Annotated in this window: 17 protein-coding genes; 10 read left to right on the forward strand and 7 right to left on the reverse strand. The window is 68.7% G+C overall.

Translation table 11 applies throughout. The annotated features are described in order from the left end of the window. Positions 1-9: 9 nt before the first annotated feature. Genes K244_RS0106120 through glp form a run of 4 tightly spaced genes read left to right on the forward strand, consistent with a single transcriptional unit; the run spans position 10 to position 2,660 of the window. On the forward strand, positions 10-573 hold the full coding sequence (locus tag K244_RS0106120) for a DUF1003 domain-containing protein (protein ID WP_020185372.1): 564 nt from the start codon (positions 10-12) through the stop codon (positions 571-573). Between the two features lie 4 nt (positions 574-577). After that, entirely contained in the window at positions 578-955 is a 378-nt protein-coding gene (locus K244_RS0106125; RefSeq protein ID WP_020185373.1) for a hypothetical protein, read from the forward strand. Next, positions 934-1,446, forward strand: coding sequence for a cyclic pyranopterin monophosphate synthase MoaC (gene moaC / locus K244_RS0106130; protein ID WP_036305534.1), 513 nt, complete (start codon positions 934-936; stop codon positions 1,444-1,446). Before K244_RS0106125 ends, moaC begins: the two co-directional genes overlap by 22 nt. Further along, the gene (gene glp, locus K244_RS0106135) at positions 1,443-2,660 is read left to right on the forward strand and encodes a gephyrin-like molybdotransferase Glp (protein ID WP_020185375.1); all 1,218 of its coding nucleotides are present in this window, start codon (positions 1,443-1,445) and stop codon (positions 2,658-2,660) included. The genes moaC and glp overlap by 4 nt, the downstream gene beginning before the upstream one ends. Before the next feature lie 25 nt (positions 2,661-2,685). Here glp and K244_RS0106140 read toward each other — a convergent pair whose 3' ends face one another. The 5 genes from K244_RS0106140 to K244_RS0106160 all read right to left on the reverse strand — a co-directional run bounded on the left by K244_RS0106140 (position 2,686) and on the right by K244_RS0106160 (position 9,824). Continuing rightward, on the reverse strand, positions 2,686-3,174 hold the full coding sequence (locus tag K244_RS0106140) for a cupin domain-containing protein (RefSeq protein WP_020185376.1): 489 nt from the start codon (positions 3,172-3,174) through the stop codon (positions 2,686-2,688). Positions 3,175-3,254: 80 nt separating this feature from the next. After that, positions 3,255-3,638: a DUF1236 domain-containing protein gene (locus tag K244_RS0106145; protein ID WP_020185377.1), complete on the reverse strand. Its 384-nt coding sequence runs from the start codon at positions 3,636-3,638 to the stop codon at positions 3,255-3,257. Positions 3,639-3,730: 92 nt separating this feature from the next. Then, positions 3,731-5,536 (reverse strand): glycoside hydrolase family 15 protein, encoded by a 1,806-nt coding sequence (locus tag K244_RS0106150; protein ID WP_020185378.1) that lies wholly within the window; start codon positions 5,534-5,536, stop codon positions 3,731-3,733. Then, positions 5,529-6,326 (reverse strand): glucose 1-dehydrogenase, encoded by a 798-nt coding sequence (locus K244_RS0106155; protein WP_020185379.1) that lies wholly within the window; start codon positions 6,324-6,326, stop codon positions 5,529-5,531. Before K244_RS0106155 ends, K244_RS0106150 begins: the two co-directional genes overlap by 8 nt. Positions 6,327-6,404: 78 nt before the next feature. Continuing rightward, positions 6,405-9,824: a DNA methyltransferase gene (locus tag K244_RS0106160; RefSeq protein ID WP_020185380.1), complete on the reverse strand. Its 3,420-nt coding sequence runs from the start codon at positions 9,822-9,824 to the stop codon at positions 6,405-6,407. A 173-nt stretch (positions 9,825-9,997) separates the two neighbouring features. Here K244_RS0106160 and K244_RS0106165 point away from each other — a divergent pair, with 173 nt between their 5' ends. The 4 genes from K244_RS0106165 (at position 9,998) to K244_RS0106180 (ending at position 13,440) form a co-directional block, all read left to right on the forward strand. After that, entirely contained in the window at positions 9,998-11,515 is a 1,518-nt protein-coding gene (locus K244_RS0106165; protein ID WP_020185381.1) for a fumarate hydratase, read from the forward strand. Between the two features lie 38 nt (positions 11,516-11,553). Next, positions 11,554-11,991, forward strand: a complete 438-nt coding sequence (locus K244_RS0106170; RefSeq protein WP_020185382.1) for a PaaI family thioesterase — start codon at positions 11,554-11,556, stop codon at positions 11,989-11,991. 186 nt (positions 11,992-12,177) lie between these two features. After that, positions 12,178-12,627 carry an Rrf2 family transcriptional regulator gene (locus K244_RS0106175; RefSeq protein WP_020185383.1) on the forward strand — a complete coding sequence of 150 codons (450 nt, stop codon included), beginning with the start codon at positions 12,178-12,180 and terminating at the stop codon, positions 12,625-12,627. A gap of 54 nt (positions 12,628-12,681) precedes the next feature. Then, entirely contained in the window at positions 12,682-13,440 is a 759-nt protein-coding gene (locus tag K244_RS0106180; protein WP_081761435.1) for a Crp/Fnr family transcriptional regulator, read from the forward strand. Here K244_RS0106180 and K244_RS0106185 read toward each other — a convergent pair. Together K244_RS0106185 and K244_RS0106190 are read right to left on the reverse strand one after the other, a co-directional pair. Then, on the reverse strand, positions 13,392-15,215 hold the full coding sequence (locus K244_RS0106185) for an ABC transporter ATP-binding protein (protein WP_020185385.1): 1,824 nt from the start codon (positions 15,213-15,215) through the stop codon (positions 13,392-13,394). The two genes, K244_RS0106180 and K244_RS0106185, sit on opposite strands and share 49 nt — an antisense overlap. Next, positions 15,212-16,543, reverse strand: coding sequence for a beta-glucosidase (locus K244_RS0106190; protein WP_210164320.1), 1,332 nt, complete (start codon positions 16,541-16,543; stop codon positions 15,212-15,214). The genes K244_RS0106185 and K244_RS0106190 overlap by 4 nt, the downstream gene beginning before the upstream one ends. Between K244_RS0106190 and K244_RS0106195 the strand changes: the two genes are divergently transcribed. Both K244_RS0106195 and glf read left to right on the forward strand, forming a co-directional pair. Further along, on the forward strand, positions 16,502-17,866 hold the full coding sequence (locus K244_RS0106195; RefSeq protein ID WP_155931609.1) for a glycosyltransferase family 1 protein: 1,365 nt from the start codon (positions 16,502-16,504) through the stop codon (positions 17,864-17,866). The genes K244_RS0106190 and K244_RS0106195 overlap by 42 nt on opposite strands. Continuing rightward, entirely contained in the window at positions 17,859-19,049 is a 1,191-nt protein-coding gene (glf, locus tag K244_RS0106200) for a UDP-galactopyranose mutase (RefSeq protein ID WP_020185388.1), read from the forward strand. Before K244_RS0106195 ends, glf begins: the two co-directional genes overlap by 8 nt. Positions 19,050-19,071 lie beyond the last annotated feature (22 nt).

The raw sequence follows: 19,071 nt of genomic DNA on the forward strand, positions 1-19,071 counted from the left end.
CTTGCGACCATGACCGACCACGCCTCCGAGGTGCAGGCCGCCGCCCGGCGCTGGTTCGGTAAGGCGACCGAAGCGCTCGAGGAGAGCGAGGCCCGCGCGCTTCGCCACGCGAAGGCGCGCACCATTCTTTCGCGCGACCCCAACGAGGGGTTCGACGACAGCATGTCGTTCGGCGAGCGCCTCGCCGACCAGGTCGCAACCTTCGGCGGTTCGTGGACCTTCATCACCCTGTTCGGCCTCTTCCTCGCGCTGTGGACCGGGTTGAACGTCTGGCTGCTGACGCTGCCGTTCGATCCCTACCCTTTCATCTTCCTCAACCTGCTGCTGTCCATGATCGCCGCGCTCCAGGCGCCCGTGATCATGATGAGCCAGAACCGTCAGTCGGCTAAGGACCGACACAATGCGCAGCTCGACTACGAGGTGAACCTCAAGGCCGAGATCGAGATCATGGCGTTGCATGACAAGCTTGACCGGCTGCGCGACGAGCACATCGTCTCGCTGCTTGCGAAGCAGCAGGAGCAGATCGATCTTCTCACCCGCCTCGTGAGCGACGATCGGGGCCGGCGGGGATAGGGCGATGGACGTTGACGGCGACGCGCAGGCGGCCCCGGCCGGGAGCCGCGGAGAGCAGCTGATCGAGGCCGTCTTCCGGAACGGCACGATCACCGCTTTCGGCATCACAGTGTCGTTCTCGCTCGGGTTCCTGTCGCAGTGGGCGTCGAGCCCCGGGGCTTGGCGTCTCTACGACCTGCCCCCTGTCATCGCGATCTTCGGCGGCGCCCTGCTCCAGATCCGCGCTCTCGCTCTTCTGCTTCCGCTCGAGGGGCTGGTGAAGCGCGTCTACGACCGGGCGACCCGGCTCTATCTCATCGGCTTCGGGCTGACGGGCTGCGGCGTGTTCGCCGCCGTCGCGCTCGACATCGGCCATGCCCTATGGATTGGACCTCCCCAGTGAACTCAGACGCCTCGCTTACCCATCTGTCGTCCACCGGAGAAGCCAACATGGTCGACGTCGCGGACAAGGCGGCGACGTCGCGCGAGGCGACCGCCGAGGGCCGCGTCGTGATGGCGCTTGAAACCTTCAAGCTGGTGGAGGCCGGCGACGCCAAGAAAGGCGACGTGCTGGGGACAGCGCGGCTCGCCGGCATCATGGCCGCCAAGCGGACCCACGAGCTGATCCCGCTCTGCCACCAGTTGCTGCTGTCGAAGGTCTCGGTGGAGCTGACGCCGGACTCCTCGCTGCCGGGCGTCGTCGTCACCGCCACCGCGAGGACCACGGGGCCCACCGGCGTCGAGATGGAGGCGCTGACCGCCGTCTCCGTCGCCTGCCTCACGATCTACGACATGACCAAGGCGGTCGACCGCGGCATGCGGATCGAGGGCGTGCGGCTGGTCGCGAAGTCCGGTGGGCGCTCTGGCGACTTCCGCGTCGAGGAGTTCTCTTGAGCGATCTGCTGCCGGTCGCGGAGGCGCGCGCGCGGATCCTCGCCGCGGTCGCGCCAAAGCCGGCGGAGACCGTCGCGCTCGCAGACGCGCTCGGCCGCACGCTTGCGGCCCCGGTCGCGGCCCTGCGCACCCAGCCGCCCTGGGACTGCTCGGCGATGGACGGCTACGCCGTGCGCGCCGACGACGCGACGCTCGGCGCGCGGCTGACGGTCGTCGGCGAATCAGCGGCGGGTCGGAGCTTCGGCGGGACGCTGGAGCCGGGGCAGGTCGTGCGCATCTTCACCGGCGCGCCCGTCCCCGCCGGCGCCGATGGCGTCTTGCTGCAGGAGGACGCGAGCCGCGACGGCGACGCGATCGTCGTCGGCGAGGCCGTCCAGCGCGGGCGGCACATTCGCAAGGCTGGCATCGACTTCACCGCCGGCGAGGCGCTCCTGCACCCTGGCCGCAGGCTCGGCGCGCGAGGCCTGGCGCTCGCCGCGGCGCTCGGCCATCCGACGGTCGAGGCCGCCGCGAGACCCCGGGTCGCCATCCTCGCCACCGGCGACGAACTGGTGCTGCCCGGCCAACCGGTGGGTCCCGACCAGATTGTCGCATCGAACGCCTTCGCGATCGCGGCGGTCGTGGCGGGAGACGGCGGGATCGCGCTCGATCTCGGCGTCGCGCCCGACGACCGGGCGGCGATCGCCGCCGCCGTCGGCCGGGCCTTCGCCGACGAGGTCGACATCCTCGTAACGCTCGGCGGCGCGTCGGTCGGCGACCACGACCTCGTCCGCCCCGTCTTGGAAGAGGCCGGCGTCGCGCTCGACTTCTGGAAGATCGCGATGCGGCCGGGCAAGCCGATGATGGCGGGCCGGCGCGGCGGGACGCTGGTGCTCGGCCTCCCCGGCAACCCCGTGTCCGCGATCGTCTGCTCGCTGCTTTTCCTGACGCCGGCCCTGCGGCGGCTCTCGGGCCGCACGGACCTCGAACCGCCGTTGGTCGTCGGCCGGCTCGGCCGCGACATGCCGGCGAATGACCGCCGCGAAGACTACCTGCGCGCAGCCATCGAGATCGACCCGGACGGCGTCGCGGCGGTCACCGCCTTTCCACGTCAGGATTCTTCGATGCTGAGGCCTCTGGCCGAGGCCGAAGGGCTGCTGATGCGCCCGCCTCACGCGCCCGCAGCGAAGGCCGGAGGCGCCTGCCTGTTCCTGCCGCTGCCGCACCCGTATTGACGCGCTTGGAAACGGATCGGCTGCGCTACCCTTCCAGGCGCTTGTGGATCGGATCCGCCCAGTACACCGCCTCCGGCGCCTCGACAGGTTCGATATCGGTGATGTTCACCACCACCGCCTCGTTGTCAGAGCGCACGAGAACGCACTGAAGCGGCTGATCGGGATCGGCGTTGATCTCTTGGTGCGGCACGTAGGGCGGGACGAAGATGAAATCGCCCGGGCCCGCTTCCGCCACGTATTCCAGCCGCTCGCCCCAGCGCATTCGCGCCCGGCCGCTCACCACGTAGATCACGCTCTCCAATGCCCCGTGGTGATGCACGCCCGTCTTGGCGTTCGGCTCGATCGCGACCGTGCCGGCCCAAATCTTCTGCGCCCCGACGCGGGCGTGATTGATGGCGGCCTGGCGGAACATCCCCGGCGTCTGGACGGTGTTGGGATCGAGCTGATCGCCCTTGATGACGCGAACGCCATCGTGCTTCCAGCGTTCGGCGTGCGACTGACCGTCATCGTTCATGTCTCGCTCCTTTAAACGCCGAACGCCCCTGCATCTGGGAGGATGCAGGGGCGTTCGCATGCGTCAAGACGACGGCTGGCTTACTCGACGACTTCGACCACCGTGCGGTCGTCGTCGATGATGTAGCGGCGATCATTGACGACGGTATAGCTGTAGTCGCTGTCCGGCACCTGATAGACCTCGACGGTCTTCGGCAGGGGTTTGCCGACGACGACCTCACCCTCGTAGGCGATCGATGGGCGCTCGTCGCGCACCACGTATTCCTTCACCTGCTTGGGCGGAGCCATCAGCGTGCCCGCGACGCCGCCGGCGACCGCGCCGGCTGCTGCGCCGACCGGACCGCCGAGCACGGCGCCCGTGGCCGCGCCGCCCGCCACGCCGGCGGCGGTGCCTTCCTGAGCCATCGAGGCGGTCGGCAGAGCGACGCCGAGCGCCAGAACGAAAGCGGTGATGCCCTTGTGCATCTGAAACCCTCCATCATTCCCCTCGGTGAACAAACGGCGGTACGTCAAAAAACGTTCCCATAATCTTCGCGCCGAGTGGCGACAGCTTGGGTTCAGGGCCTCCAAGTGGAGCGGCGCCCGCTGAGTTCCCGATCAAGGAAGTGCGCGGCGCTGATCAACGCGAGATGCGTCAATGCTTGGGGAAAGTTGCCCAACGCGCAGCCGTCGAGCCCGATCTCCTCCGCGTAGAGGCCGACGTGATTGCGATAGGCGAGCAGGCTCGAGAAACAAAGCTGAGCCTCGTCCAGACGCCCCGCCCGGGCGAGGCACTCGACGTACCAGAACGAGCACGCCGAGAACGCGCCCTCGTCGCCCTCGAGCCCGTCGTCGCAGCGGTAGCGGAAGATCATGGAGTCGTCGCCGAGATCCCGCTTGATGGCGTCAAGCGTCGCCAGCCACTTGGGGTCCGTGGCGCTGCAAAATCGGACGAGCGGCATCAGCAGCAGCGCTCCGTCGAGCGCGTCGCCCTCGGCGCTCGCAACGAAGTGGCCGCGCTCGGCGTCGTAGAAGGTGTTCCAGATGTCGTCATGAATCGCGTCGCGCGCCGCCGTCCAATCCGCGACGGGCCCGGGCAGCGATCGCTTGAGCGCCAGCCGCAACGCGCGGTCGACGGCGACCCAGCACATCAGGCGCGAGTGCAGGAAGGCGCGCGGCTCGCCCCGCATCTCCCAGATGCCGGCGTCCTTGTCCCGCCAGACCGCGCAGGCGTGATCGACGATCCGGCGCGTGCGCGTCCAGCCGTCGGCGGACATCGCCTGTCCGTACTTGTCGTTGAGATACACCGCGTCGAGCAACTCGCCGTAGATGTCGAGCTGGCTCTGGCTGGCGGCGGCGTTGCCGATCCGAACCGGCTGCGAGCCACGGTACCCGGCGAGATGCGGCAGCTCCTCTTCCGCCGGCGCGGGGCCGCCGTCGAGCGCGTACATCAGACGGATCACGCCGTCCTTCTCGCCCTGCACCCGCTCCGCAATCCAGCGTACGAAGGCGAGCGCCTCCTTGCGAAAGCCGAGACGCATGAACGCGTAGACCGTGAAGGAGGCGTCCCGCACCCAGGTGGCGCGGTAGTCCCAGTTGCGGCCGAAGCCGATCGCTTCCGGCAGGCCGAAGGTCGGCGCCGCCACGATCGAGCCGAAGTCGCGCGAGGTCATCAGCTTGAGCGCGAGCGCCGAGCGCGTCACCGTCTCGCGCCAGCGGCCCTCGTAGGTCGACTGCGCGACCCAGCGCCGCCACCACGCGACCGCCTCGTCGAGCGAGAGCTGGGCCTGGTCCGCGGAGAGCGGCTCATGCTCGCCGCCGTCCAGCACGAACCACGCGACCTCGCCCTTCTTCAGCGTGAACTCCGCGACGGCGTCGCCTCCCCGCACCCGCAGCGGAATGTCGGAGGCGAGGCGCAGAGTGAGCTCGCCGAAGCGAAAGGAGACGCCGTGCTTTCCCCGGCGCGTCTCGCCCCGGGCCCGGGCGTAGTCGAAGCGCGGCCGACAGGCGACGGAGAACGTCACCTCGCCGCGCGTGGCCTCCACCCTCCGGAGGATCTGCGGCCCGCCGCCGTCTTCGCCGCAGACCGGCCGCATGCCGTCGGTGAGCTCGGCGCTGCCGTCATGGCTCAGCCAGCGGGTGACCACGACGTTGGTGTCCGGGAGGTAGAGCTGGCGGGTGGCAGCGCCCGCGAGCTTCGGCCGGATGGTGAAGTGACCGCCCTTCGCGGGATCGAGGAGACCCGCGAAAACGCTGGGGCTGTCGAACCGCGGCCAGCAGAGGAAGTCGATCGAGCCCTCGCGCGACACGAGGGCGGCTGTCGCCATATCGCCGATGAGCGCGTGGTCCTCGATGGCGCAGGCCGGCGCGTCGGCCTCAGCCATTGTCGCGGAAGGCCGGGTACAGCGTCATGCCGCCGTCGACGAAGATCGTCGCGCCCACGACGTAGTCGGCCTTGTCGGAGACGAGCCAGGTCGCGACGTCGGCGATGTCCTCGGCGTCTCCGATCCGGCCATAGGGGATAAGCTTGAGGACCTGCTCGCCGTTCTCGCCGTCCAGCTCCTCCGCGTTGATGGCGGTGCGGATCGCCCCGGGCGCGATGGCGTTCACCCGGACGCCGAGTTCGGCGACCTCCTGCGCCAGCGTCTTCATCATCAGCGCGATTCCGCCCTTGGAGGCGGCGTAGTTGACGTGCCCCGCCCACGGAATGACCTCGTGGACCGAGCTCATGCAGACGAGCTTGCCGCGGGAGCGCGAGACGCCACGGTCGCCCTGCTCCCGGAACCGCCGGATCGCGGCCTGGGCGCAGAGGAACTGTCCCGTCAGGTTGACGTCGATCACCTGCCGCCAGTCGTCCAACGTCATCTCGAAGCTGTCGGCGTCCTTCTGCAGGCCCGCGTTCGCGACCACGATGTCGACCCCGCCCCAGCGCTCCACGGTCTTGGCGAACATCGCGTCGACCTGATCCTTGTCCGAGACGTCGGCGCGGACGGCGAAGGCGTCGCCGCCGGCCTCCGCGATCTCGCCCGCCAAGGCCTCGGCCTCGTCCTCGCCCGACCGGTAGTTCACCGCGACCTTGGCGCCGGACAAGGCGAACCCGCGGGCGACGGCGCGGCCGATGCCGCTCGATGCGCCGGTGACGATGGCGATCTGGCCGTCGAGTCGGATGTCCATTCGGGTGAGCCCTCGCTGTCGCGCCGCGGCGCCGGGATGCGACAGCGAAGCTAGGGCGGGGCGTTCCCGCCGGAAGGGTCAGGCATGGCCGCGCAGCGCAAAGGTCGCTCCCGAAGACGCAACGGCGCCGATCCGCGCGAGCGCGGCGAGCGTCGCCTCGATCCGCGGCGTCGCGCGCCGTCCCTCCCGGAAGACGTCGGCCAGCGAGCCCACGTCGATCGGCTCTCGCGCCTCCAGAAGGGCGAAGATGACGGCCGCGGTCTGCGCCATGTCCTCCTTTGGGAACGAGGGCTTGCGCGCGGCGACGGCCGCGAGCGGCGCCTCGGCCTGGCCGGCGCGGTCCGCCGCCGCGGCCCGGCCCCGGGCGAAGCGTGGCGCCTGATAGGAGGGCCGCAGCCAGCGGACCACGCCCGCGGCCTCCTCGGCGCGACGCTCGAGGTTCAGCGCCGCGAGCCGCGCCACCGCGTCCGCGGCGGGGAGATCGGCAGGCCAGCCGTAGGCGCCGGCGACCTCAAGGTCGAGCCGGTCGTGCAGCTCCTTCAGGATCAGGACGAGGCCGTCGTCGAACACGCGCCGCTCCGCGGGCGTCAGGTCGGACGCGGCCGCGCCGCCGCGCAGACGTTCCAGCACGTTGTAGAGCCCGGTGAGCGTGAGCTTCGGCCGCTCATCGAGGACGCGCTTGCGATGCGCGTCTAGCTCTTCCGCGATCGCCGCGATCCGCGCGGCCTGGATCGGCGTGGGATCGGGGAACGGGAACGGGTCGAAGCAGCGGGATTTCACATAAACTGCGGGCCGCGGATAAACGCCGATCATTCCGGCGTTCTGCAAGTACCACTCCGCGTGCGTCCTCGAGCACAGCACGCCAAGCACATAAGGATCGTCGCTTGCGACCAACAACAGCTTGTTGTCCGGAAGCACGCTTCCATCGAGAAACTGAAACACGCGGTGTTTCGCTGTCTCCACGGTCGCGATGAAGCGTGACAACCCCGATATCGCCATCCGGGTCTCCGGATTGTTTTCGCCGAACAGCCACCAGTTCTCTCGCCGGTAGGTCCGCGGATTTCGATCACGCTCCGGCTTCAGGTGGACGGCCAGATGCTGATAGACTTCCGGGTAGCGTACGCGGACCTCCGGTAGAGGGAGGCCGAAGAGGTCGATCACCAACGCGTCCCTCGGCCGCGACGTGAGATCCCGACCGTTGCGATAGTCGCGGATGCGCTCCCTGAGCCCCGGCCGCGTCGACCGCCCGAGGTCCTCCGCCGCCGTCCTCGATACGATGAACGCGGCGCCATGCAGCACGACACCGCGCGCCGCGAGCCCGCTGTTCGCAAGCAGCGCCTTCGCCGCTCCCACGTCGGCGCCGATCGTCAGGTCCGCGTTGATCCGTCCGCGCCTCTCGGACAGCTCGATCAGCGGCGCGTCGGTGGCGAGACCCTCCTCCCGCACGACCTCGCGCAGAGCTCCGTCCTTCACGCCCGCCTCGACCACGGTCATGGCGATGCGCACCGCCGCGCTGTCTTTCGCCGCCTTGGTCCAGGGGTGATCCGGGATCGCCATCACGATCGAGATCGGCGCCCTCCCGCCCATGCGGCGTTCGAGCGTTCGGCGCTGGAGCACCTGGCTGATCGAATTCGTGGTCACAAAGCCGAAGCGTCGCAGCGGCGAGCCCATCGCCGCGAGGATCGCGGCCGCTCGGTCCCACCAATGCATCACGAGATCCGCGCTCTCGTTGATCCCGGGGTTCGCGGCCCACAACGCCTCGGCGTAGTCCGCGCCCAGCCGCGCGCGCAGGTCCTTGCCCCCGATGAAGGGCGGGTTGCCGACGATGAACTCGGCGTCCGGCCAGGCCGGCAGCCGGGGATTGCGGTAGCGGGTCCGCTCGCGCGACCCGTCCCGGAGCGGGCGGCCGCCGGCGTCGCGGACCAGCTCCTCCTCCGCCTCGAGCACGGCGTCCATGACCTTTATGTTGCGGAAGGCCTTCAGGATCGGTTCGTTCGGCGCGCCGCCGCGGGTGCGGGCGTGCCACTGCAGATATCCGATCCAGAGCGCCAGTTCGGCGATCGCCGCGGCGCGGGGGTTCTTCTCGAGCCCCAGAAGCTGATGCGGGTCGACCGTGTGGCCTTCCAGACCGGAGAGCGCCTCCTGCCCGCCGAGGTCGGCGAGCGCCTCCAGCGCCTCGCCCTCGAGCCGCTTCATCAGCTCGAGCGTCACGTAGAGGAAATTGCCGGTGCCGCAGGCCGGGTCGAGCACGCGCGTCGCGCAGAGGCGCGCATGGAAGCCCCGGACCGTCTTCAGCGCCTGCGCCGCGCGTCCCTCGTCGCGCTGGCGCTCGGCGGTGGCGAGCGCCGCCTCCCAGTCCGCGCGCAGCGGCTCCATCACGGTCGCGACCACAAGCCGCTCGACATAGGCGCGGGGGGTGTAATGCGCGCCGAGCGCGCTCCGCTCGTCCGGGTCAAGCGCCTTCTCCAGCAGCGCGCCGAAGATCGCGGGCTCGACCTCGCGCCAGTCGTAGGACGCGGCCGCCCGAAGCTCCGCGATCTCGGTCTTGTCCAGCGGGAGCGCGGAACAATCCCGGAAGAAAGCGCCGTTGAAGCGCGGCACCTGCGCTTTGAGGCCGAAGGCGTAGCCGCCCTTGTCCATGGCCTCCCAAAGCTGGCCGACCACAGGCTGGAACCGGGCCGGCGCCGCCTCGCATTCGGCGAGCAGCGCGCTGAAACCGCCGCGCTCGATCAGCTCCACGTCCTGCGCGAACATCGTGAACAGCATGCGCATTAGGAACTGCGCGACCTCCTCGGTCGCATGGCCTTTGGCTTCCAGACGGCGCGACACCTCGGCGAGCCGGACCGCGATCTCGCGGGTGACCCGAGAGGCGTGCAGCGCGGGGTCGAGCGCGAGCGGGTCGTTCCACACCTTGACCAGCCGCTCGCGGATCTCGGGACGGCGCAGATCCTCGAGATAGATCCGGTAGCCCTGCCGGTCGGGGAACTGGTCGTAGGCTTTGCCGTCCTTGCGGAAGTTCGCGTAGAGCTCGAGGCAGTGGCCGACGTCGCAGACGACGACGAACGGCGGCGGTTCGTGGCCTTCCGGCAGCCAGCGGACGTAATGCTCGGCCTGGTTGCGAGCGTTCATCATGAGGACATCCCAGGCCTTGTCGGCGCCGCGACGTCCGCGGGTCGCGGGCTCAGGGCCAGCCGTGGCGCCGAGCGGAGCCTTGGCCGCTCCTGGGATGCGCGACTGCTTGGCCTCCAGCACGAACCTCGACCGCCGGTAGAGGTCGATCCGGCGCCGGGAGACGGCGCCGTCGCGTCCGACCTCCTTCACCACCCGCTCCAGGACGTAATCGTTCTCTTCGGTCGCCGCCGACGCCGGGTCGGGCCGGGCGACGCCCAGCGCGTCGGTAAGCTCGCTCAAGAAAAGCGCGTAGTTCGCGCGCTCCTGTCCGCCGACTCTCCCCTGCCAGCGCGCGATGAAACGCTCGACCGCCTGCTCCGACGCCATTCCCGCCCACCGTGTACCGATGCCGTGAAGCACGTAATCGTACACATATGGTTAAGAGATACAATCTTAGGATGTATGTTCGGGCGCGTGTCTGAGGCGATCGCCTTGAACCACCGGCGTGGAGCGTGCGACGTTCCCGTTTGGCCGTCCCCGGCTCCGAGTGGGTACCTGTTATGGCCGCGACCGCGCCCCATCCGACCGTCTGGATCGCCGAGGACGACTTCATCGCGTCGATCGCCGCGGCGCTGCAGTTCGTCAGCCACGTCCATCCCGCCGATTACGTCCGTCATCTCGCCCGGGCTTATGAGCGCGAGGAGAGCCCGGCGGCGAAGGACGCCATCGCGCAGATTCTGGTGAACTCGCGCATGGCGCTCATCGGTCGGCGGCCGATGTGCCAGGACACCGGCGTCGCCGCCGTGTTCCTCAAGGTCGGCATGAACGTGCGCTTCGCCACGCGCCGCTCGCTCGACGAGCTCGTCAACGAGGGCGTGCGCCGCGCCTATCTCGACGACGGCAATCCGCTCCGCGCCACCATGGTGGCCGACCCGCTGTTCGAACGCCGCAACACCGGCGACAACGCGCCCGCAATGATCCACGTCGACCTCGTGCCGGGCGACGCGGTCGAGGTCATCGTCGCCGCGAAGGGCGGCGGCTCCGAGAACAAGGCGCGCTTCGTCCAGCTCAACCCGAGCGCCTCCGTCGAGGACTGGGTGGTCGAGACCATGTCGACGCTCGGAGCGGGCTGGTGCCCTCCCGGCCTCATCGGGATCGGCGTCGGCGGCAGCGCCGACAAGGCGATGCTGCTCGCGAAGGAATCGCTGTTCGAACCGATCGACATGCTCGACCTGCTCCGCCGCGGGCCGGCTTCGAAGCTGGAGGAAATGCGGATCTCGCTTTACCAGCGCATCAACGCGCTGGGCGTCGGCGCGCAGGGGCTCGGCGGCCTCACCACCGTGCTTGACGTGAAGATCCGCACCTTTCCCACCCACGCGGCCTCGAAGCCCGTCGCGCTGATGCCGCAGTGCGCCGCGAACCGACACGTCAGCTTCACGCTCGACGGCTCCGGCCCCGCGAGCTTCGAGGCGCCGGACGCCGCGGACTGGCCGCAGATCGTGCTCGCGCGCACCGCCGACGCCGCGCGCGGGGTCGACCTCGATCGGCTGACCCGCGACGAGGTGCGGTCCTGGACGGTCGGCGAAAGGCTGCTGCTGTCGGGCAAGCTGCTCACCGGCCGGGACGCGGCGCACAAGCGCATGGCGGATCTTCTCGCCCGCGGAGAGCCCCTGCCCGTCCCGCTCGACGGACGGGTGATCTACTACGTCGGGCCGGTGAAGGCGGTCGGCGGCGAGGCGGTGGGTCCCGCCGGCCCCACCACGGCCACCCGAATGGACGGCTTCGTGGATGCGCTTCTGGCGAGGACCGGGCTGCTCGCCTTGATCGGCAAGGCGGAGCGCGGGCCTGCAGCGATCGAGGCCATCGCCCGGCATGGCGCGGCCTCGCTCATCGCCGTCGGCGGCGCCGCCATCCTCGTCGCGCAGGCGATCCGCTCCTCTCGGGTCTTGGCGTTCGAGGATCTCGGGATGGAGGCCATCCACGAGTTCGAGGTGGTCGACATGCCCGTCACCGTGGCTGTGGACGCCGCAGGCGCGTCGATCCATCTGATCGGCCCGGACCTCTGGCGGCGCGCTTAAGTCCTCTTCCCTCCCTGAACCACAGGACGTCCTCGCTCGTGAACGCTCTTCCTTCGCCGCCGTACGATCCCCTCGCCCATGGCTGGGAGAGATTTCAGGACGCAGGCTTCATCGATCTCGTCGGTCCCATCGTCACGCGCCGCGGCGCGGACGGCCTTCGCGCCTTCGGCGTCACGGCTGAGACGAAGCACGCGAACCTCATCGGCGTGGTCCACGGCGGCATGCTGATGACCCTCGCCGACCGCGCGCTGGGCGTCGCGGCCTGGGACGCGGCGGGCGGGAGGCCCTCGGTCACCGTCCAGTTCGACATGCAGTTCGTCTCCACCGCCAAGATGGGAGACTTCGTCGCCGTGGAGCCGGAGCTCGTCCGGCTGACCTCGTCGCTGGTCTTCATGCGGGGAACGCTGAAGGTCGGCGACCGCGCGGTGGCGGCGGCGAACGGGCTCTGGAAGATTCTTTCCGGTCCCGCCGCGTAACGGCCGATGCGCCGTGAGCGCGCGAGGGCCTAACGCCGAACAGCCCGCCCCCCCCCGCCGCTGCATTGATCGCCACCGGATCCCGCGGAAGCCGCATGAGCACGCTCGCATTCCAGTAAGCGACTCAACATATATTGCTGCGGCGCGAGGGATCTCGTATCTCGGGTCGCAGCGAGGGTTGGGACGATGCTGACGAAGAAGGCGAAATACGGCCTGAAGGCCATGGTCGATCTGGCGCGCCTTCAGCCGGGAAAGTCGACCTTCGTGGCCGAGGTCGCCGAGCGCAACGCGATCCCGAAGAAGTTCCTCGACGCGATCCTGGGCGAGCTCCGCAACGCCGGCATGCTCTCCAGCAAGAAGGGCAAAGCCGGCGGCTACATGCTCTCGAAGTCTCCGGACGAGATCACGGTCGGCGCGATCGTCCGGGCGCTGGACGGCCCGCTCGCCCCGATCGCCTGCGCCAGTCGATCGGCCTACGTGCCCTGTGACGACTGTCAGGACGTGCGGTCGTGTCAGGTCCGCCTGATGATGCTCGAGGTTCGAAACGCCATTTCGACCGTGCTCGACCACCGGACGCTGACCGAGATGCGCGATCTCGGCGGCCTCGCCCTTCTCGAGGCCGACTACCAGATCTGAGCCGCGCGCGACGGCCGGTTTGCCTTTCCGGCCACGCGGGTTCAGGCTCCTCCGGTGCTGCGCCCCTCCCGTCCAAAAGCCGATCGCGCCGGTCACCCGCTGATCGCGGGCCTGGAGCCCGAGGCCGCGGCCCTCCTCAGGCGTCATCTCCGACGCGGCGAGAGACGCCGAGGCGATCTGCTCTCGTCCGCGGGACATTCGATCCAAACGGTGTTCTTCATAAGCGACGGCCTCGTCGCCTTGTTCGGCCGCGCGCCCGATGGAGGCACGGCCGCGACCGGCATCGTGGGGCCTGGCGGCTTTGTCGGCGTGTCCGCGGCGCTCAGCGCGCAGCACCCCGCCGAGAGGGACGCCGTGGCTCTGACAGGGGTTCAGGCCCAGGCGATCGACGCCGAGGCGCTCGACCGCATCGCCACCCTCCACCCCGAACTGCGGCGGCGGCTGATGCTCTACGCGAACGACCGCATCATCCAGGCGACGCAGCTGTGCGTCTGCACGGCTCTGCACACCGTCGAGCAGCGATTGGCGCGCTGGCTGTTGGAGGCTTACGCCCTCCGCGGCGATCGTCCGATCGAACTCACGCACCAGCAGTTGAGCGATCTCCTCGGCGTGCGCCGCGCGAGCGTCACGCTTGGGCTCCACATGCTCGAGGGGGAGCAGGCGGTCCGCTGCCAGCGGGGGCGGATCGAAATCCGAGACCTCGACGCCCTGGCGCGGCGCTCATGTGGATGTCACCTCGCGGCGTCCGGCCGAAGCGAGCGAGCCTACCCCGCCTTGTCCAGCGCTTCGTCCACGGACAACCCGCGCGACTGAAGCCGCCACATCCGGGCGAAGACGCCGTTCGCCGCGAGCAGGTCGCCGATCGGACCCTCTTCGACCACCCTGCCCTCGACCAGCACCACGATCCGATCGAAATCGGCCAGCGTCGACAGCCGATGCGCCACGGCGAGCACGGTGCGGTCCCGCGTCAGACGCGTGAGCGCCTTCTGCACCTCGATCTCGGATTCGGTGTCGAGCGCGGAGGTCGCCTCGTCCAGCACCACGATCGGCGCGTTCTTCAGGATCGCGCGGGCGATGCCGATGCGCTGACGCTGGCCGCCGGACAGCTTCGCGCCGCGTTCGCCGACCAGCGTGTCGAAGCCGTCGTCGAGGTCGTCGATGAAACCGCAGTGCGCGGCCGCGGCGGCCTCGCGGACCTCGTCGTCGGTTGCTTCCGGCCGGGCGAAGCGGATGTTCTCCATCACCGAGCGATGGAACAACGAAATCTCCTGCGGCACGACCGCGATCGCGTAACGCAGCGATTCCTGGGTGATCTCCGCCGCCGACTGGCCGTCGATGAGCACGCGTCCGGCCTCCACGTCGTGGAGCCGTTGGACGAGGTGGATCAGGGTCGACTTGCCGGCGCCGGAGGGGCCGACGATGCCGACCTTCTGGCCAGCCGGAACGGCAAAGTCGAAGTCGCGCAGCACGGCGTGCGACCCGCCGTAGCCGAAGGACACCTTCTCGAAGGCGATCGAGCCGCCGCGCTTCTGGAACGGACGGGCGTCCTCAAGATCGACCACCTCGTGCGGCGTGCCGATGACCTTCAGCGTCTCGGCGATGTAGCTGACATGCCGCTCCATATCGACCAGCGCCATCGCCAGGTCGCGGGAGCCGTGGAGGATCCGGAACACCAGCGTCGAAACGACGACCACGTCGCCGGTCGTCACCGACCCGCGCGACCAGAGCGAGACCGCCCACAGCATCATGGAGCCGGCCATCGCCCAGAGAAGGACGTCGTGCATCACACGGGCCTTCTCCGTGAACATCCAGCTTTTGCGCTGAGCGGTCGCCTCGCCGTCGAAGATGTGCCTAAGCCGCCGACGCTCCCGGGCGCTGGCCGCGAAGGCTTTGACCGACCAGATGTTGGTGAGCACGTCGATCAGTTCGCCGCCGACGAGGCCCGCCTGCTCCGCGTAATGCCGGTGCAGCGGGCGGCCGCGGCGGCCGAAGAGCACCAGCCCGATCGTGACGATCACCGCGAACGCGGACAGAGCGATCGCCATGCCGAGGTTGATCGTAAAGAAGATGACCACCGCGCCCAGGAAGCTGACGATCGGCGGCATGACGTTCCACGTCATGTTGTTGGTCAGCACGCCGAAGTCGCCGGCGGTCGAGGTGATGCGGTGTCCCAGCGCGCCCGCGCGCTGGTCCTGGAAATACCGCATGGGATGGCCGGCGACGTGGTCCAGCAGGTCGAGCCGAATGTCGACGCCGACGCCGACCGTGGTGCGGCAGCCGAGCCAGCCCGACACGCGCCACAAGGCGCCTTCGAGCGCCGTCGTCGCCACGAAGAAACCGAGCGCCCACCACAGCGCGGGCGATGCGGGCGGCGGCGCCGCCATGGCGTCCACCAGCAGCTTCATGCCGTACTGGGTCGCCACCATCATACAGGCGCCGACCGTCACCACGAGCCCGAGCGCGATGAAGTGGCCGGGCCAGCGCTTGGCGTAGCGCCAGAAGAACGCCGACGGGCTCTGGAGCGACGCCGCAATGGCGCTTCGCTCCTCCTGCGTGTCGGGCCGGAACGACGTCGAGGCCTCGCTCACGACGCCGCCCCTCGGCGGATCGGAACGACGCGGCCCGGAAGATCCCAGCGAGCCTCCCGCTCGAACTGGGTCCTTCGGCGCGCGAGCTCTTCCGCCAGAGGCTTGAAGACCGCGCGCTCGCCGTTCCCATTCGGCGTCGTAAACAGCCCGACCTCGCAGATCCGACCGTTGTCCCAGCCGGGATAGTCGAGGATGGGGTAGAGCGTGATCCCTTCCACCTGGACGCCGTCGTCGCGGGCGGCGGCGACCTCGTCGCAGACGTAATGCAGCCAGGCCGCGCGGCCCGTGCCTTCGGCGCCGGTCTCCGAGATCAGCACCGGCCTGCCATAGCGGGCGGCGGTTTCAGCCAGCATGTCGCGGAACGGCCGATAGTCGTGATGTCCCATCGGGATCGTCCCACCACCCAAAACCCATTGATTTTGCGGGTAGAAGTTCACGCCGACGATGTCGAGCTTGTCGGGCGAGCCGCCCATCTCCGGATGAAGCCGGCCGGCCAGCATGTCGGTCGCCTCGAATTGCGAGAGACGGTAGCCCTCGGCGGCGGCCTTCGCCGAAGCCGAAGTTTTGGCCGGTGCCACGTGGATGGTCGGCTCGGCCGTCAGAAACCGCGCGCGCGGGTCCACCGACCGCACCGCCTCGATCGCGGCGATCGCGGCGCGCGCGAGCTGGCGCTTCAGCTCCGGCCCGCGCCCCTTCGTCATGGGATTGAACTGACGCATGTCGCCGCCGGCCCACGCCCAATAGGACATCTCGTTGATCGGGCAGTAGTAGGGAACGTCGTCGCTTTCCGAGCGGACAAACCGTGCGGCTTCCCGGGCGAAGCGCGCGAAGCGGTCCACGAAAGCCGGCGACCAGATGTCGAGTTTGTCGGGATAGCCGTAATGGCAGAGGTCCCAGATGACTTGGACACGCGCGTCCCGCGCCGCCCGGAGCATCGGCAGCACGCTCGACCAGTCGTAGAATCCTGGCCCTTTCTCGATCAGATGCCACCGCATGCCGTCGCGCACCGTGGTCACGCCGAGGGCGGCGAGGCGCGCGAAGTCCGAAGCGGCAAACCGGTCGTGTCCGGTCGCGGCGATCAGATCGAGCCGGATTCCGTCGGCGCGTCTGTGGGATGAACACTCGAAGCCCGCGACAAAAAAGCTCTGAAGGCCGGCGGAGGCCGGCGGCGCGTCGATGGTCACGCAGCTCATCTCCTCTCCGTTCACATGGCGGTGTTTACTCTTGTGCCGGTTTGGTCCCGCAGCGCAGCACGTCGACCTTTTGGTACGGTAGCGCACAGAGTCATGTCGCTGGGAACGCCTGAACCTAGGTACATGTTCGGACATCGAGGTGCGGCAGACGGATTTGGCGAAGTCGCCGTCCCCGCGCCGGCTCGAACGACGCCACGTTTCCGCGTCGTGGTCCGTTTATCCGACACGGGAGAGATCATGCGACCGACCAGCAGTTGCGCGCCAGAAATCGACGCGGCGGGGACTTCGCGGATTGAAGACGCCCCGGTGATTTGCTTCTCGCACCTTCGCTGGGATTTCGTCTATCAGCGGCCTCAGCACCTATTGAGCCGGATCGGCAAGCGGCAGCCGGTTTATGTCGTCGAAGAGCCCGTCTTCGAAGATGTCGCCGCGCCGTCCCTGCGATCGTCCGCACGCTCCGAAGGCGTCACGGTGGCCGTCCCCGTGCTGCCTCATGGCCTGAGCGAAAGCGGTAAGATCCTCGCTCAGCGTCAACTGGTCGACGAGTTGCTCGAGAGCCTCGGCGCCGAGCGCCGGGTGTTCTGGTACTACACGCCAATGGCGCTGCTGTTTACGCGCCATCTCGAGGCCGATCTCACCGTCTTCGACAACATGGACCAGCTGTCCGCGTTCAAGGGCGCGCCGCCCGAGCTGATCGCGCTTGAGGATGAAATGCTGGCGCGCGCCGACGTCGTGTTCACCGGCGGCCGCAGCCTTTACGAGGCGAAGAAGCACCGGCACGGGAACATCCACGCCTTCCCCAGCAGCATCGATGTCGCGCATTTCAGCAAGGGCCGCGCCGACGACCGCCAGGATCCCCCGGACCAGGAGGCCATCCCCCATCCGCGGGTCGGCTTCTTCGGCGTAATCGACGAACGGATGGACATCGATCTCGTCGGCGAAATCGCAGCGAAGCGCCCCGAGTGGCAGCTCGTGATGGTCGGACCGGTGGTGAAGATCGATCCGGTCGATCTGCCGAAGGCTTCAAACGTGCATTGGCTCGGCGGCCGCGACTACAAGGACCTGCCGTCCTATGTCGGCGGATGGGACGCGGCGTTCATGCCCTTTGCGCTGAACGAGTCCACCCGCTTCATCAGCCCGACCAAGACGCCGGAGTTCCTGGCCGCTGGCGCGACTGTGACCTCGACGCCGATCACCGACGTGATCGCCGACTACGGCGAGACAGGTCTCGTGAAGATCGCTTCGACCGCCGACGAGATGATCGCCGCGATCGAGGAGCAGATGGCGATGGACCGCGGCCCCTGGCTCGCCCGCGTCGACGCCAAGCTCGCCGACAACTCCTGGGATCAGACCTTCGAGCGGATCTACGCCCTCGCGACTTCGGCCGCCCACGCGCGTCGTCGCAGCCGCGCGGGGCTGGCAAGCGCCGAAACGGTCAAGGAAGCCGCCCATGTATGATTGGCTCATTGTAGGAGCAGGCTTCGCCGGATCGGTGCTTGCCGAGCGGATCGCCACCGAGCGCGATCAGACGGTGCTGATCATCGATCGGCGTTCGCACATCGGCGGCAACGCTTACGACAAGTACGACGACGCCGGCGTGCTGATGCATCAGTACGGCCCGCACATCTTCCACACCAACTCCGACGCCATCGTGGAGCACCTGTCGAAATTCACGGAGTGGCGCCCCTACGAGCATCGTGTGCTGGGCCGCGTCGACGACAAGCTCGTGCCGATTCCGATCAACCGCACGACGCTGAACGAACTTTACAGCCTTGACCTCAAGACCGACGAGGAAGCCGCGGCTTTTCTCGAGTCGCGGGCGGAGCCTGTGGAGGAAATCCGGACCTCCGAGGACGTGGTGGTCAGCAAGGTCGGCCGTGAGCTCTATGAGAAGTTCTTCCGCGGCTACACCCGGAAGCAGTGGGGCCTCGACCCGTCGGAGCTCGACAAGTCGGTCACGGCGCGGGTGCCGACGCGCACCAACACCGACGACCGCTACTTCACCGACACGCATCAGATCATGCCAAAGCACGGCTACACGCGCATGTTCGAACGGATGCTGGATCACCCCAACATCCAGATCATGCTCAACGCGGATTTTCGAGAGGTGCGCGAGACGGCGCAGTTCAAGCGCCTGATCTTCACCGGTCCGATCGACGAGTTCTTCGACTTCCGCTTCGGCCGCTTGCCATACCGCTCGCTGCGGTTCGAGCATCGGTCGCTTGAGCAGGAGCAGTTCCAGCCGGTCGCGACGGTGAACTACCCGCAGACCGAGGATTACACCCGGATCACCGAGTACAAGCACCTCACCGGCCAGACGCACCCGAACACGACGATCACCTACGAGTATCCGGCGGCGACCGGCGACCCGTACTACCCGGTGCCGCGGCCCGAAAACCAGGAGCTCTATCGGCGGTATCAGGCGCTCGCGAACGAGACGGCGGACGTGCATTTCGTGGGCCGGCTCGCGACCTACCGCTACTACAACATGGATCAGGTCGTCGGGCAGGCGCTGGCGGAATTCCGCCGGATCCAGGAGAGCGTGCCGATGTACGACACGCCGCCGAACGGCAAGGCCGAGGCCCGGCCGGCCGCGGTCAGCCCCGCCGCCGCGACAGGATCGAGCCGCGCGCTGAACTGATCGGCTTCATCGACGAACATGC

Source organism: Methylopila sp. 73B (assembly GCF_000526315.1).
GTDB lineage: Bacteria > Pseudomonadota > Alphaproteobacteria > Rhizobiales > Methylopilaceae > Methylopila.